The 14,301-nt window shown below is 71.8% G+C and carries 14 protein-coding genes; 7 read left to right on the top strand and 7 right to left on the bottom strand.

The genetic code is table 11. The features are described from left to right. Positions 1-186 precede the first annotated feature (186 nt). From phoH2 to HCJ93_RS12695, 3 genes are all read left to right on the top strand, one after another. On the top strand, positions 187-1,512 hold the full coding sequence (phoH2, locus tag HCJ93_RS12705; RefSeq protein WP_167994347.1) for an RNA 5'-3' helicase PhoH2: 1,326 nt from the start codon (positions 187-189) through the stop codon (positions 1,510-1,512). Between the two features lie 427 nt (positions 1,513-1,939). Beyond that, positions 1,940-2,641 (top strand): aggregation-promoting factor C-terminal-like domain-containing protein, encoded by a 702-nt coding sequence (locus HCJ93_RS12700; protein WP_167994345.1) that lies wholly within the window; start codon positions 1,940-1,942, stop codon positions 2,639-2,641. A 136-nt stretch (positions 2,642-2,777) separates the two neighbouring features. After that, positions 2,778-4,163: an AI-2E family transporter gene (locus tag HCJ93_RS12695; RefSeq protein ID WP_167994336.1), complete on the top strand. Its 1,386-nt coding sequence runs from the start codon at positions 2,778-2,780 to the stop codon at positions 4,161-4,163. A gap of 115 nt (positions 4,164-4,278) precedes the next feature. Here HCJ93_RS12695 and HCJ93_RS12690 read toward each other — a convergent pair whose 3' ends face one another. Both HCJ93_RS12690 and HCJ93_RS12685 read right to left on the bottom strand, forming a co-directional pair. Further along, positions 4,279-4,812 carry an alkyl hydroperoxide reductase gene (locus HCJ93_RS12690; protein ID WP_167994334.1) on the bottom strand — a complete coding sequence of 178 codons (534 nt, stop codon included), beginning with the start codon at positions 4,810-4,812 and terminating at the stop codon, positions 4,279-4,281. Between the two features lie 3 nt (positions 4,813-4,815). Continuing rightward, on the bottom strand, positions 4,816-5,370 hold the full coding sequence (locus HCJ93_RS12685; RefSeq protein ID WP_167994332.1) for a peroxiredoxin: 555 nt from the start codon (positions 5,368-5,370) through the stop codon (positions 4,816-4,818). Positions 5,371-5,503: 133 nt separating this feature from the next. Here HCJ93_RS12685 and HCJ93_RS12680 point away from each other — a divergent pair, with 133 nt between their 5' ends. The 4 genes from HCJ93_RS12680 to HCJ93_RS12665 all read left to right on the top strand — a co-directional run bounded on the left by HCJ93_RS12680 (position 5,504) and on the right by HCJ93_RS12665 (position 9,157). Further along, the gene (locus HCJ93_RS12680) at positions 5,504-6,475 is read left to right on the top strand and encodes a LysR substrate-binding domain-containing protein (RefSeq protein ID WP_167994330.1); all 972 of its coding nucleotides are present in this window, start codon (positions 5,504-5,506) and stop codon (positions 6,473-6,475) included. 212 nt (positions 6,476-6,687) lie between these two features. Continuing rightward, on the top strand, positions 6,688-8,214 hold the full coding sequence (locus HCJ93_RS30025; RefSeq protein WP_167994328.1) for a hypothetical protein: 1,527 nt from the start codon (positions 6,688-6,690) through the stop codon (positions 8,212-8,214). Between the two features lie 111 nt (positions 8,215-8,325). Next, on the top strand, positions 8,326-8,718 hold the full coding sequence (locus tag HCJ93_RS12670; protein WP_206317310.1) for a roadblock/LC7 domain-containing protein: 393 nt from the start codon (positions 8,326-8,328) through the stop codon (positions 8,716-8,718). Positions 8,719-8,722: 4 nt separating this feature from the next. Further along, positions 8,723-9,157 (top strand): hypothetical protein, encoded by a 435-nt coding sequence (locus tag HCJ93_RS12665; RefSeq protein WP_167994326.1) that lies wholly within the window; start codon positions 8,723-8,725, stop codon positions 9,155-9,157. Positions 9,158-9,255: 98 nt separating this feature from the next. On the opposite strand, the gene HCJ93_RS12660 is transcribed toward HCJ93_RS12665, so the two are convergent. The 5 genes from HCJ93_RS12660 to HCJ93_RS12640 form a co-directional block, all read right to left on the bottom strand. After that, positions 9,256-11,595 (bottom strand): ABC transporter permease, encoded by a 2,340-nt coding sequence (locus tag HCJ93_RS12660; RefSeq protein ID WP_167994324.1) that lies wholly within the window; start codon positions 11,593-11,595, stop codon positions 9,256-9,258. Continuing rightward, on the bottom strand, positions 11,592-12,284 hold the full coding sequence (locus HCJ93_RS12655; RefSeq protein ID WP_167994323.1) for an ABC transporter ATP-binding protein: 693 nt from the start codon (positions 12,282-12,284) through the stop codon (positions 11,592-11,594). Before HCJ93_RS12655 ends, HCJ93_RS12660 begins: the two co-directional genes overlap by 4 nt. Beyond that, on the bottom strand, positions 12,281-12,805 hold the full coding sequence (locus HCJ93_RS12650) for a PadR family transcriptional regulator (protein ID WP_167994321.1): 525 nt from the start codon (positions 12,803-12,805) through the stop codon (positions 12,281-12,283). The genes HCJ93_RS12655 and HCJ93_RS12650 overlap by 4 nt, the downstream gene beginning before the upstream one ends. Before the next feature lie 157 nt (positions 12,806-12,962). Next, on the bottom strand, positions 12,963-13,247 hold the full coding sequence (locus tag HCJ93_RS12645; RefSeq protein ID WP_167994319.1) for a type II toxin-antitoxin system antitoxin: 285 nt from the start codon (positions 13,245-13,247) through the stop codon (positions 12,963-12,965). Beyond that, positions 13,244-14,179, bottom strand: a complete 936-nt coding sequence (locus tag HCJ93_RS12640; RefSeq protein ID WP_167994317.1) for an SPFH domain-containing protein — start codon at positions 14,177-14,179, stop codon at positions 13,244-13,246. Before HCJ93_RS12640 ends, HCJ93_RS12645 begins: the two co-directional genes overlap by 4 nt. Positions 14,180-14,301: the final 122 nt, after the last annotated feature.

Here is a 14,301-nt window from a genome sequence, read left to right as displayed (position 1 = left end):
GTCCGCCCGGGAGGCCCTTTTGCACCAGCCCGACCGTGCGGTCACGGCACGGAAGAAGCAGCGGAGGGCCGGTTCCCGGCCACCGCTGGTGCGGGGCGGCCGGCAACCGGCCTGGACCTCGGCTCCCTCCCGGCCCAGCCTCCGCTCCGTCGCTCCCCGACCTCATCCGAGGGGGTACGTCCTTCCGTGGTGACCAGCGCACAGCGCCACAAGCCAGACCGGCGCACCTATGTTCTCGACACCAGCGTCCTGCTGGCCGACCCCAACGCCCTGACCCGCTTCGACGAGCACGAGGTCGTGCTCCCGGTCGTCGTGGTGACGGAGCTGGAGGCCAAGCGGCACCATCCCGAACTCGGCTACTTCGCCCGGCAGGCCCTGCGCCTGCTCGACGACTACCGGGTGCGGCACGGCCGGCTGGACACCCCCATCCCGATCGGGGGCCTCGGCGGGACCGTGCGTGTCGAGCTCAACCACTCGGACCCCAGCGTGCTGCCCAGCGGCTACCGGCTGGGGGACAACGACTCCCGCATCCTCGCCGTGGCCCGCAATCTGCAGGCCGAGGGGTACGACGTCACGGTCGTGTCGAAGGACCTCCCGCTGCGGATCAAGGCGTCCTCCGTGGGGCTCGTCGCCGAGGAGTACCGGGCCGAGCTCGCCATCACGGACTCCTCCGGCTGGACCGGGATGTCCGAAGTGACCCTGCCCGGTGAGCAGGTGGACATCCTCTTCGAGGAGGGGCACGTCCATGTGCCCGAGGTCGCCGACCTGCCCGTGCACACCGGGCTGAGGATCCACTCCGAGCGCGGCAAGGCGCTCGGCCGGATCACCCCCGAGGGCGATGTCCGCCTGGTGCGCGGCGACCGGGACGCCTTCGGCATCAAGGGCCGCAGCGCCGAGCAGCGGATCGCGCTCGACCTGCTGCTCGACCCGGACGTCGGCATCGTCTCCATGGGCGGCAGGGCCGGCACCGGCAAGTCGGCGCTGGCGCTGTGCGCGGGCCTGGAGGCGGTCCTGGAGCGCCGTCAGCACCAGAAGGTGATGGTCTTCCGCCCGCTGTACGCGGTGGGCGGGCAGGAGCTGGGCTATCTGCCCGGCACCGAGGCCGAGAAGATGAGCCCCTGGGCGCAGGCCGTCTTCGACACGCTCTCGGCGGTCACCAGCCGGGAGGTCATCGAGGAGGTCACCTCGCGCGGCATGCTCGAGGTGCTGCCGCTGACGCACATCCGGGGGCGCTCGCTGCACGACGCCTTCGTGATCGTGGACGAGGCGCAGTCGCTGGAGCGAAACGTTCTGCTGACGGTGCTGTCCCGGATCGGGGCCAACTCCCGGGTGGTGCTCACCCACGACGTGGCTCAGCGGGACAACCTCCGGGTCGGCCGGTACGACGGCGTTGTCGCGGTTGTCGAGAAACTCAAGGGCCATCCGCTTTTCGCCCATGTGACCCTGACCCGGTCCGAGAGGTCCCAGATCGCCGCCCTTGTGACCGAAATGCTGGAGGACGGGCAGGTCTGACCCGTCTCGCCCGGCCCGTACCAACACGGTGCGGTTACGCGGTAGTTGGCGCCGTCCGGAAAGGCGTAGAGCCTAGCTGGGCGGCGTCGGCGCGTGTGCCGCTTTCCGAAAATCCCCTGGCCCAAACGGCATGTGAGCTTTCACACGCAACGTGGAATTGCCTTGCGCCGTCTGGTTACGGCAAAGTCTCACTCCTGTCAGGCCCCGCATACGACACGGCCGTACCCCCAGCGGTACGGCACAACAGAAGACACAGCTTCAACTCCATAGCGTCGTCGTATGCCGCCCGAGCACCACGCGGCACTCCCCCCGGGGAGTTGCCCACCGGGCCCGTGCCTCCCGTGACCCGCAGTTGGGGAGGCCAGTGCCAGGGGCACGATTGCGTCCGCGAGGGTCACCGAAGCGGGCGATGCTGGAAGGAAACCGTGTGAGCCGGATCTCGGTCCGGGGATTCGCAGTGGCCTCGGCCACGGCGGTCACCGCTGTCGGAAGCGTCGTCGGTGTTGCCTCGGGCAGCACCGCGCAGAACAACGACGCCGAAGCGACGGCAACTGGTGCCACGACGCTGCTCGCGGACATCCCCGCGGGCCAGCAGGCCGAGGTGCAGACCGCGTCCCTGACGCAGCAGGCCGAAACCATGGCCATTGCAGCGGACACGAGCGCGAAGAAGGAAGCCGAGGAGGCCGCCCGCAAGGCAGCCGCCGAGACCGCGGTCGCCAAGAAGGAGGCCGCCGAGAAGGCTGCCAAGGCCGCCAAGGAGGCCGAGGAGCGGAAGAAGCAGCAGGAGGCCGCCAGCCGCTCCAAGGACGCGTCCGACTTCGCCGTCCAGAGCTCTTACACCGTCGCCCAGATCCAGGCGATGGCACGCCAGATGGTGCCGGCCGGACAGTGGCAGTGCTTCAGCAACATCGTGGACCACGAGTCCAGCTGGAACTACCGGGCCGTCAACCCCTCCTCGGGCGCCTACGGCCTCTTCCAGGCCCTGCCGGGCTCCAAGATGGCCTCTGCCGGCTCCGACTGGCAGACCAACCCGGCCACCCAGATCAAGTGGGGCCTGAACTACATGAACGAGCGCTACGGCAGCCCCTGCGAGGCCTGGTCGTTCTGGCAGGCCAACCACTGGTACTAGAGCTCGTCCGCCCCACCAGGGCCCATTCGCCCCGGCACAGCCCCTCGCCGTTCCACGGTGCGGGGCTTTCGCCATGTACGGTCTGACCGACGACCCGCGGGGAGTGGCGGGGCGAGACGGGGGAAAGGGACGGAGCATGTCGCGAGTGCCAGGGTGGCTGAACCGGATCGGAACCCGGCTGGCCGAAGCCGGGAAGCGGTTGGAGGAACGCCGGGCCGAGGTCGAGCGCGGCGAACTGGTGGGCCCGGCGGGCGGGGAGCCCGTCGAGGCCACGCCGTCCGTGCCGCCGCCGCCCGACTACGCGCCCACCGTCCGGCCCCGGCCCGATCCCGCCCAGGCCGTGCCGTGGGGCGTGCGGGTTGCCGCCGAGGCCGGCTGGCGGCTGCTGGTGCTGGCGGGCACCCTCTGGGTCCTGATGCGCGTCATCAGCGCCGTCCAGCTCGTCGTCCTGGCCTTCGTCGCCGCCCTGCTGATCACGGCTCTGCTCCAGCCGACGGTGGCCCGCCTGCGCCGCCTCGGAGTGCCGCGCGGCCCGGCCACCGCGCTGACGGCGCTGTTCGGCTTCGTCGTCATGGGCCTCATCGGCTGGTTCGTGACCTGGCAGGTCATGGAGAACATCGACAATCTCTCCGACCAGATCCAGGACGGCATCGACGAGCTGCGCAACTGGCTGCTCAACAGCCCCTTCCACGTCACCGACAAGCAGATCAACGAGATCGCCAAGAACCTGCGCGAGGCGGTCGGCGCCAACACCGAGCAGATCACCTCGGCGGGCCTGGAGGGCGTCACGGTCGTCGTGGAGGCGCTCACCGGCATCCTGCTGGCGGCCTTCTCCACCCTGTTCCTGCTCTACGACGGCAAGCGCATCTGGCAGTGGGCGCTCAAGCTGGTGCCCGCCGCCGCCCGCCCCGGCGTCGCCGGTGCGGGACCGGTCGCCTGGCGCACACTCACGGCGTATGTGCGCGGCACGGTGATCGTGGCGCTGATCGACGCCATCTTCATCGGCATCGGCATCTACTTCCTCGACGTGCCGATGGCGGTGCCGCTCGCCGTCTTCATCTTCCTGTTCTCCTTCATCCCGCTGGTCGGTGCGGTCGTCTCCGGCGCCCTCGCCGTGGTCGTCGCGCTGGTCACCCAGGGCGTGTTCACCGGCGTGATGACCCTCGCCGTCGTCCTGGCGGTCCAGCAGATCGAGGGCCACGTCCTGCAGCCCTTCATCCTGGGCCGCGCGGTACGCGTGCACCCTCTGGCCGTCGTCCTGGCGGTCGCCACCGGCGGCATGGTCGCCGGCATCGGCGGCGCGGTCGTGGCCGTCCCCCTGGTCGCCGTGACCAACACGGTCGTCGGCTACCTCCGCGCCCACTCCGCCGGCGTCGACGTCTCCCACTCCCCGAAGCCCCACGGCGCGACCGCTCTGTCGGAGGCGACCACGCTCCCGCCCGAGGCCCAGCCCGCCTCGGGTGACAGCGGGGCGCCGAGCGCGAGCGGCGACGAACCCCCGGAGCCCCGGGAGCAGCCCTAGAAACGCCGCCGAGCCGCGCACGGCGGCTTCGGCCGCCCCGGGGAGCGCGTACGAAGGCGAAGGCCCGCCCACCGTCCGGTGGGCGGGCCTTCGGCCGTGTGAGGGGTTCGCGGAGTCACTCCGCGAGGGCCGCCTCGGCGTCCAGGGTGGCGGCGACCGCCTGGATGACCGCGGCGATCTTGAAGGCCTCCTGGATCACGTCGCGCTCCAGGCCGGCCTTGCGGAGCACCTGCTCGTGCGAGTCGAGGCACATGCCGCAGCCGTTGATGGCGGAGACCGCGAAGGACCAGTACTCGAAGTCGACCTTGTCGACACCCGGGTTGCCGATCACGTTCATCCGCAGACCGGCGCGCAGGCTGCCGTACTCGTGGTCCGACAGCAGGTGGCGGGTGCGGTAGAAGACGTTGTTCATCGCCATCACCGCGGCGGCGGCCTTGGCCGCCTGGTACGCCTCCGGCGACAGGTTCGCCTTCGCCTCCGGCTCGAGCTCGCGCAGCACGATGGGCGAACGCGAGGCGATGGCCGTCGACAGCACCGTGCCCCACAGCTGCTGGGCCGGCAGGTCGGAGTTGCCGATGACCGAACCCAGGTTGAGCTTCAGGTCCTTGGCGTAGTCCGGTATCCGGGCCTTGAGGGAGTCGAGGGACATGCCTCACTCACCAGCCAGGAGCTTGACCGGGTCCAGGGTCTCGTCGCCCTTGTTCCAGTTGCACGGGCACAGCTCGTCGGTCTGCAGCGCGTCCAGCACCCGCAGGACCTCCTTCGGGTTCCGGCCGACGGAGCCCGCGGTCACCATGGAGAACTGGATCTCGTTGTTCGGGTCCACGATGAACACCGCGCGCTTGGCGTAGCCGTCCTCGCCCTCGATGCCGAGGTCCCGCATCAGCTCGTGCTTGGGGTCGGCCATCATCGGGAAGGGCAGGTCGCGCAGGTCCTCGTGGTCCTTGCGCCAGGCGTGGTGGACGAACTCCGAGTCCCCGGAGAAGCCGAGGATCTGCGCGTCGCGGTCGGCGAACTCGTCGTTCAGCTTGCCGAACGCCGCGATCTCGGTCGGGCACACGAAGGTGAAGTCCTTGGGCCAGGCGAAAACGATCTTCCACTTGCCCTCGTAGGTCTTGTGGTTGATCGTCTCGAACTCCTTGCCCTTCTCCAGCGAGACGCAGGCGGTCAGTTCGAACTCGGGGAACTTGTCACCGACAGTGAGCACACGCTCTCCTTGCAACGCAGAGACATCCGGATTGCGGACATCTCCCTTGGGTTGGACTGTGCCGATGCTGGCACACCATGCATTGATTACTGAAATAGCTACACTCGGTCGAGTTGATCGGAGGTAGTTATCAGTGACGGTGGGTAACGCAAGTCACAGGCGCAGGCAGCCGAGCCTGGCTCAGCTGAGGGCGTTCGCGGCGGTGGCGGAGCACTTGCACTTCCGGGACGCCGCCGCGGCCATCGGCATGAGCCAGCCGGCGCTGTCCGGTGCCGTCTCCGCCCTGGAGGAGACACTCGGGGTGACGCTCCTCGAGCGTACGACGCGCCGGGTGCTGCTCTCGCCCGCCGGTGAGCGGCTCGCGGTGCGGGCCAAGGCGGTGCTCGAGGAGGTCGGCGCCCTGATGGAGGAGGCCGAGGCGGTACGCGCCCCGTTCACCGGCGCGCTGCGGCTCGGCGTCATCCCCACCGTCGCGCCGTATCTGCTGCCCACCGTGCTGCGGCTGGTCCACGAACGCTATCCGCACCTCGATCTCCAGGTGCACGAGGAGCAGACCGCCAGTCTCCTCGAGGGGCTCACCAGCGGCCGGCTCGACCTGCTGCTGCTCGCCGTGCCGCTTGGCGTGCCGGGAGTGACCGAACTGCCGCTGTTCGACGAGGACTTCGTGCTGGTCACCCCGCTGGACCACTGGCTCGGCGGACGCGAGGGCATCCCGCGGGAGGCGCTGCGCGAGCTGAACCTGCTGCTGCTCGACGAGGGGCACTGCCTGCGCGACCAGGCGCTGGACATCTGCCGCGAGGCGGGGCGGGCCGGCGTTCCGGCCACCACCACCGCCGCCGGACTGTCCACCCTGGTGCAGCTGGTCGCCGGCGGCCTCGGCGTGACGCTGCTGCCGCGGACCGCCGTCAAGGTGGAGACCACCCGCTCCAGCCAGCTCCTCACCGGCTACTTCGCCGACCCCGCCCCGACCCGCCGCGTCGCGCTCGCCATGCGCACCGGCGCGGCCCGCGCGGCGGAGTACGAGGAGCTGGCGGAGGCCCTGCGGGAGGCGATGCGGGAGCTGCCGGTGCGGGTGCTCGACCCCCGCGACCGACTCGGAGGCTGAACGGAAAGCGGGTGCGAATTGCTCAGGTAAGGGTGCGTCCAGGACTGGTTGGGCGGTGCATTCGTCCAGGTTCCGTCAACTGCGCGGAGACGCACCTGAGCAGGAATCCGAACTGATAGACATACCCCCTCAGTACGACGCATCAGGCGTTTGTGCGAAATCACCGTGTACCGCCCCGGTTCGGGGCACCGGTGCGGCAGCCGAGGGGAGCGATGTCCGGTATTCGGGATGTCCTGGACCGGGACGGCTACCGGCGGCTGTCCCGGGCCCTCGCGGACGCGGCCGCCGCGCACACCACCGGTGAGATCCGGGTGTCCGGCCGGCCCGGCGGGTCCTTCCACCTCCGCGACGGGCTGGTGGTCGCCGTCGAGAGCCCCGGCGCTCCCGGCCCCGAGGCGCTGCTGCTGCGCTCCGGACGGGTCACTGGCGAACAGTGGGCCGAACTGATGCGGGAACCCGGTGCGGGCAGGTGGCCCGCCGCCGGACTGATCGCCCACGGCTACGCGGGAGCCGTCCAGCTCCGGGTCGTCTGCATGATGGCGATGCAGGACGCGGTGTTCGCGATCCTCGCCGGACACGTCGAGGAGTGCGCCGAGCCGGCCGAGGGCCACCCGCTCGCACCGCTCGAGCAGGGCGAACCACCCGCCCGCCTGCTGCACGAGGCCACCCGCAAACTGGCCGCGCTGGCCGCCCTGCCGCACGCCGTCCGCCCGGACGGCGAACGCCCCGTCCCGGCCGGCCCCGCCGAGTCGGCCCGGCCCCGTCTGCCCCGCTCCCAGCGCGAACTCCTCACCCACGCCGACGGCCGCCGCACCGCCCGAGACATCGCCTTCCGCACCGGCCGCAGCGTCTACACGGTCACCGCCGAGATCTCCCGCATGCTCCAGGAGGGCCACCTGACCTGCCCCGGCCCCGAGACGTCCCCCGTGGTCATCCGCACCGAGGGCGACCCGGCGGCGGCCCTGCGCCGGCGCCGCCCGGCGGGGCAGCCGGCCTCGGGCCCCGGCGGGCAGGGGCATGAGCGGTCCGGCCCTCCGGGGAACGCGCCCCGGCGAGCGGTGACTTCGCAGACGAACGTCCCGGGCGCCGCTGTCCGGCAGCCGCCCGCGATGCGACGGCCCGTGCCGACGCCGGACGCCGCTCCGGGCCGGCCGCCCGCCGCCCAGGCGGCCGCTGCAGAGCGGCCGTTGCCACGGCAGCCGGCCCCGGAGCGCCCTGCCCTGCGGGCCGTTCCCGCGGCGCCCTCCGTGTCGCAGGAGTCCGGCACGAACCGCTCCCCGTCACGAGAAGGCGCGCTGAGGGCACCCGCTGCCCCTGTGCCGGCACCGGGCACGCCGGTCGCGCCGGAACCGGTCCCGGCCCTGGCCGGCCCCCGGCAGGCAGCGGCCCAGGGGGATGCCGCTCCGCGGGAACGCTTCCCCGGGCGGCCCGTGCTGTCGCCGTCCGTGCTGTCGGCGCTCGCCTCGCTGCCGGCCGCCGAGGAGCGGCGGGCGGAGGCCGGTCCGGCGGGCGACGCCTCCCGGGCCCAGGACATCGCGGCGGCGGACATCTCCAGGGCGGGCGACACGAGGCAGGGCCGTCACCCGGAGCCGGGTGCGGCGGCCCGGGCCGCCCCCGCCCCCGCCCTCGCCGCGCTGCCGCGGCGCAGGCGCGGGGCGAGCGGCATGAGCAGGGCGCTCGACCCCGGCAGGGCCGGGACGAGCTGGAAAGGGTTCTTCCGGCTGCGCGGCCGCGGCTGAGGGGCCGCTGTCCGAGCCACGCCGGAAGCATGGCGGCACATCGACACGAACAGGAGGCGCCCGTGGCCGTACGCGGCGACAGCCGCGGCCGGGCGTCAGGGAGTTCACCCCATGGATCACGAAGCACTGGCCTCGGAGATGCGCGGCCTGCGGGAGCAGGTCGCCGGCATCACCGACACGGCCCTGGCCGCCGCCGACGGACTGCTCATCGCGGCGGACACCGGTGACGGCATCGACGCCGAGGGCCTGGCCGCACTGGCCGCCGCCGGTCTCGGACTGGCCCGGCGCACCACCCAGGCGACCGGGCGCGGCACGCTGCGGCGGACCGTCGCCTACGGCACCCACGGCTGTGCCGCCTTCTACGCCGTCGGCGACACCACCCTGATGGTCGTCCTCGGCGACGAGGGCATCGACGTCGACCGCCTCCACCAGCACACCCAGCCGGCGCTGCGGCGTATCGGCTCCCTCCTGACCGAGGGCGAATCCAGCAAGGAAAGGGCATAGAGGTATGGCGACGACGAAGAGGATGAACTCCGGCTTCTCCGACCGGGTCATGGGCCTGGTGAAGAGCCTGCGCAGCGAGACGCCCGACTGCCTGGCCGCGGGCGTGGTCGACATGGCGACCGGGATGCTGCTCTCCTACGAGACCGTGGACAACCATCCCGCCGAGGTCCTGGACCTGCTGGCGGGGGCGACCCTCGACCTGTTCCAGGGCCGCACGGTGGTGATGATCGAGGACATCTTCAAGGAGCGCCGCGGCGTCTCCAGCGACCAGCACTACTTCCAGGAGATCCTGGTCAACAGCGACAACCTGACGCACCTTTTCGTGCGGATGAACGAGAACCAGGACGTGGTCGCGGTGGTCGTCTGCCGCAAGTCGGTCAATGTGGGCATGCTGTTCGCGCAGGCCAGGCGGGTGGTGAAGGAGCACAGCGGGCTCTGAGCCGCACGGTCACCGGCACGCCCACGCGAACGCGTGCGGGCCGTGCCGCCGGAAATCCGGTGGCACGGCCCGCTCCGTGCGGTGCGGCCGCGTCAGGCCTACTCCGTGCGCAGGCCGTCGGGGCGCATCATGCGCAGCAGCGGCGGCAGGCTCAGCAGCGTCACCACCAGCACCACGCCCGCGCCGATCCCCGACATCGTCGCCACGCTCGCCCAGTCGATCCGCACCGCGGTGTTCGTCATCCGCAGCAGCACCGCGCCCAGCGTCATGCCCACCAGCGAGGCGAGCAGCAGACCGAGACCGATCGGGACGGCCGTCTGCCACAGCACCGACAGGCTCAGGGTGCGCCGCCGGGTGCCGAAGGCCACCAGGGTCGAGAGCAGCTTGCGCCGCTCACGCAACTGCTCCAGCTGGGAGACCAGCAGGCTCGCCCCGATCAGCACCAGCACCGCCGTCGCCCCGACGAACAGCCCGGTGCGGATGGAGTCGAACCGCTCGGAGCGCTCGGTGGCCTGCCAGTTCATCGGCTCGGCCAGCGGATCGAGGTCCGCCGCCGTGTTGTGCACGTACTCACGGGCGTCCGGCACCGACGGGTCGACCGCGATGTACAGCTCGTGCCTGAGCGCCTTGGTGACGTCATCGGTCAGCGCGCCCGGTGTCATCAGGAAGCCGCCGCGCCGTGTGCCGGTCGGGTCCTCGACGGACTCGGCCTGCTTCAGCTCCGCGGGGACGGTCCAGACCAGGTCCGGCGCCTTCGTCCCGGGCATCGCGGACGGCTCCAGGTACAGCTTCCGGCCGGGCTTGCTCAGCGCCGGGGTGTCGGTGTCGTACTCGCCGCCCGAGACCCGGAAGACGTCGCCGTCCCGGCAGGAGGACATCCTCGCCACCTCGCGCAGCGTCGCACAGTCGCCGACGGTCAGCTCGGCGGTGCGCTCCGGGCCCTTGTTCCAGGAGGCGTCCCCCAGATAGCCCTCGGACAGCGGATACACCGTGCGGACGCCCTTGGAGTTCTCGAACGTCGAGGTCGCCTCGGCGAGTCCGACGCCCTGGGGCACCCGCACCTGCATCTGGGCCCGGGTCACGTCGTAACCGGTCGACTGGGTGTAGTCGCCCTCGACGCCGGAGAACAGCATCTGCAGCGCGATCGCCCCGGCCACCGCCACCGCGACCCCGTTGACCATGCGGGCGGCCGTACCGCTGCTCAGCTGGAGCCGGCGGACCGCCAGCTGCCAGGCGACACCGCCGGAGCCGAGCCGGGCGACGACCGCCTCGACGATCCACGGCAGCAGCGCGGTGACACCGATCAGCAGGAGCAGCACACCACCGGTCACCAGGTACTCGTTGAACTCGCCGCCCTCGCGGCCCTGTCCGATCATCGGGTAGAGCATCGCCACACCGGCCAGCGGCAGCAGCAGCCGCCACCACAGCCGGCGCCGCGCGGGCCGGGCGGCCCGCACCACTCCGAGCGGCTCGATGACCACCCCGCGCAGCGCGAGCAGCGTCACCGCCACGGCCGCCGCCGGGACCGCCACCGCGACCGTCAGCGCGAGCAGCGGGGAGGGGTTCATATAGCTGGGGAAGACGCTGATCCCGAACAGCTCGACGGAGGCCACCGCCTCGCGTCCGATCAGGAAGAAGCCGGTGCCCAGTACCAGGCCGAGCAGCGAGCCCGCGAGCGCCTCGCCCGCGGCGATGCGGCGGGTGCTCGCGCCGTCGGAGCCGACCAGGCGCAGCGCCGCCAGCCTGCGGTCGCGCTGCTCGCCGCCGAACCGTACGGCTGCCGCGATGAACACCGCGACCGGGGTGAGCAGCACCACGATCACGACCAGCACGAGCAGCAGCAGCACCGGGTCGGTCGACCCGGGCCGGGGGTCGGGCGAGCCGAAGGTGTCGATCCGCCACACCCGGGAGCCGTCGACTCGGTCGGAGAGCCCCTCGGCACCGGCGTAGTAGGCGAGTTCGTGCGAGCCGATGAGTCCCTGCTCGCCGATGGTGCCCGTGATCTCGTACGGCAGCCGCTCCCGCAGCAGCGTGCCCTCGCCGGACTCCAGCAGCTCCTTCAGCGCGGGGGAGACCACCATGGTGCCGGCCGCGGGGAACTCGTCGACGCCCGGCGGCAGCGGCGCCTTCGGGCCCTCCGGCTCCATCAGCCGGCCCCGCACGTCCCGGCCCCGGAACTCGGTGTCGAGGTCGGCGATGGCCAGGGTGTCGTCGGCCTTCTCCGGCACCTGCTGGCCGTAGGTGAAGTTCTGTCGGGCCTGCTCGCGGCGGTGCCGTTCGTCGAGCGCGTTGGGGACCGCCGCGGTGATCAGCAGCAGCGCCACGCCCAGTCCGACACCGACCGCGGTCAGCACCGCCCGGATCCAGCCCTCCCGGCCGCCCGCGAAGGCGAACCGGGTGCCCATGGCCAGGTCCCGGGCCCAGTCGCGGGCACTCATACGACGCGCTCCATGTCACGCGACCGGCCGTCCCGCACGACGATCTCGCGGTCGGAGTACGCGGCCACCCGCGCCTCGTGCGTGACCAGCACGACGGCGGCGTTGGTAGAGCGGGCGGCATCGGTGAGCAGCTCCATCACGCGCTCGCCGTTGAGCGAGTCGAGCGCTCCGGTCGGCTCGTCGGCGAACAGCACCCGCGGGCCGGTGACCAGTGCCCGGGCGACGGCGACGCGCTGCCCCTGGCCGCCGGAGACCTCGCCGGGCCGCTTCTTGCGGACGTCGTCCACCTCGAGCCGCTCCAGCCAGGTCAGCGCGGCCCGCTCCGCCTCCTTGCGCCGGGTGCCGTTCAGCCGCAGCGGCAGGGCGACGTTCTCCACGCAGGTCAGCTCCGGGACGAGCTGCCCGAACTGGAAGACGAAGCCGAAGTCCGAGCGGCGCAGCGCGCTGCGCTCGGAGTCGCTCATCGCGGTCAGCTCGCGCCCGTTGTAGAGGATGGAGCCGGAGTCGGGGGTGACGATGCCGGCGAGACAGTGCAGCAGCGTCGACTTGCCCGACCCGGAGGGGCCCATCACGGCGACGACCTCGCCGGGGTGGATGGAGAAGTCGGCGCCGTCGAGGGCGGTGGTCGGGCCGTAGGCCTTGCGCAGGTCCTGGGCGGCCAGCAGGCTGCCGGCGGGGACGGGGCTCATCGGGTCACCGCCTCCCGGAGCTTGTCGAGGCGCGCCGCGGTCAGCTCCAGCCAGCGCAGGTCGGCCTCCAGGTGGAACAGCGCGTGGTCGCAGATCAGCTGGTCCGCGAGGTCGCCCTTGCGCTTGCGGTCGGTGAGGATCCGCATGCTGCGCAGATGCTCCGAGCGCTGCGTGTCGAGGATGTCGGCCGCGTCCCGGCTGGTCAGCAGCGCGAGCACGACCTTGGTGTAGAGGGTCGACTGCAGATACGGTTCCGGCTTCTCCGGTGTGGCGAGCCAGCGCTCGACGTCGGTGATCCCGGCGGCGGTGATGGCGTACCGCTTGCGCTCGGGGCCGTCGCCGGCCTCTATGCCGTCGACCTCGACCAGCCCGTTCTTCAGCAGGCGGGACATCGTCGAGTAGACCTGGCCGTAGTGCAGCGGCCGGTCGTGACCGAACTTCTCGTCGAAGGCCCGCTTCAGGTCGTAGCCGTGGCGCGGGCCGGACTCCAGGAGTCCCAGGAGGGTGTGACCGATGGACATGCAGAGCACTGTACACACCGTGTATACCCGGTGTGTATACGCGGCGTGTGTACTCGGTGGCGCCGGGTGGGAGAGCGCAGGTGGGAGGCGATTGTCACGGTTCTGCAACCGCCACGCCGGAGCCTCCCGGCGGGGCGGGAGGCTCCGGCGTGCCGCGCTACTGCGGTTCCGGCCGGTCGCCGGGCGGTTGCGCGGCCGGCTGCTGTACGGGCGGCTGGGCCGGCGGGCGGCCACGGCGCGGGATGGGCTGCGCGTCGCCCGGCAGCCGGCCCGCCTCCGCCAGCGCCCGCCTGAGCAGGAACTCGATCTGGGCGTTGGCCGACCGCAGTTCGTCGTTGGCCCAGCGGGCCAGCGCCTCGTACACCGCCGGGTCGAGGCGCAGCAGCACCTGCTTGCGCTGCGGCCGGCGGCGCGGCGAGGAACCCTCCCCGGGGGGCGTCACTGGTAGAGCGTCCCGGTGTTGACGACCGGCTGCGCGGAACGGTCACCGCACAGCACCACCATCAGGTTGGACACCATGGCCGCCTTCCGCTCGGGGTCGAGTTCCACGATGTCGTGCTCGGTGATCCGGGAGAGCGCCGTCTCCACCATGCCCACGGCGCCCTCCACGATCTGCCGGCGGGCCGCCACCACCGCACCGGCCTGCTGCCGCTGGAGCATCGCCGAGGCGATCTCGGGGGCGTAGGCGAGGTGGGTGAAGCGGGACTCGATGATCTGCACACCGGCCGCCTCCACCCGGGCGTGCAGTTCGGCGGAGAGCTTCTCGGTGATCTCCTCGGCGTTGCCGCGCAGGGAGAGGCCGTCCTCGTCGTGGGCGTCGTAGGGGTACTCGATGGCGATGTGCCGCACGGCCGCCTCGGTCTGGGTGGAGACGAACTCGACGTAGTCGTCGACCTCGAAGGTGGCCTGCGCGGTGTCCGCCACCCGCCAGACCGCGACCGCGGCCAGCTCGATCGGGTTGCCGTAGGCGTCGTTGACCTTCAGCACGGCGGTCTCGTGGTTGCGCACCCTCGTGGAGATCTTCTTGCGCGTGGTGAAGGGGTTCACCCAGCGCAGTCCGTCCTCGCGGATCGTGCCCCGGTACCGGCCGAAGAGCTGCACCACCCGCGCCTGGCCGGGCGCCACCGTGTTCAGCCCGGCCAGGGTGAAGAGCGAGACGATCGCCACGAGCAGACCGGGCGCGATCATCGCGGCCTTGGCTCCGGTCCCGGTCACCGCCGTGGCGGAGACGGCCAGTGCGATGCCGCCCAGCAGTCCCACCAGTCCGAGCAGCAGTGCGAGACCGCCGCCGACGCTGTGTGCCGCGAACTCCCGCACCCGCGGATCGGGCATCTCGGGCACGTCGGTGGTGGCCTGTATGTCCTGCGTGGCCATGGGGCTCCCCGTCTCTTCCCAGCCGTCTCTGTCTGCCTCGGAGCTCTATCTCCGTGCTCGCTAAGTGATATCACATTACCCGCTCACGGCAACCTCGGCCCCCGCTGGTACGTCGGTTCCGT

Source organism: Streptomyces composti (genome assembly GCF_012034205.1).
Taxonomy (GTDB): domain Bacteria; phylum Actinomycetota; class Actinomycetes; order Streptomycetales; family Streptomycetaceae; genus Streptomyces; species Streptomyces composti.
The sequence above is the reverse complement of the archived record's forward strand: the minus strand, read 5'-3'. Positions and strand labels throughout refer to the sequence as shown.

What these genes read in the sequence shown, in the direction of transcription:
- HCJ93_RS12695 (WP_167994336.1), top strand. Translation starts at nt 2,778, where the DNA reads ATGTCGCGAGTGCCAGGGTGGCTGAACCGGATCGGAACCCGGCTGGCC.
- HCJ93_RS12690 (WP_167994334.1), bottom strand. Translation starts at nt 4,812, where the DNA reads ATGTCCCTCGACTCCCTCAAGGCCCGGATACCGGACTACGCCAAGGAC.
- HCJ93_RS30025 (WP_167994328.1), top strand. Translation starts at nt 6,688, where the DNA reads ATGTCCGGTATTCGGGATGTCCTGGACCGGGACGGCTACCGGCGGCTG.
- HCJ93_RS12670 (WP_206317310.1), top strand. Translation starts at nt 8,326, where the DNA reads ATGGATCACGAAGCACTGGCCTCGGAGATGCGCGGCCTGCGGGAGCAG.
- HCJ93_RS12665 (WP_167994326.1), top strand. Translation starts at nt 8,723, where the DNA reads ATGGCGACGACGAAGAGGATGAACTCCGGCTTCTCCGACCGGGTCATG.
- HCJ93_RS12660 (WP_167994324.1), bottom strand. Translation starts at nt 11,595, where the DNA reads ATGAGTGCCCGCGACTGGGCCCGGGACCTGGCCATGGGCACCCGGTTC.
- HCJ93_RS12655 (WP_167994323.1), bottom strand. Translation starts at nt 12,284, where the DNA reads ATGAGCCCCGTCCCCGCCGGCAGCCTGCTGGCCGCCCAGGACCTGCGC.
- HCJ93_RS12650 (WP_167994321.1), bottom strand. Translation starts at nt 12,805, where the DNA reads ATGTCCATCGGTCACACCCTCCTGGGACTCCTGGAGTCCGGCCCGCGC.
- HCJ93_RS12640 (WP_167994317.1), bottom strand. Translation starts at nt 14,179, where the DNA reads ATGGCCACGCAGGACATACAGGCCACCACCGACGTGCCCGAGATGCCC.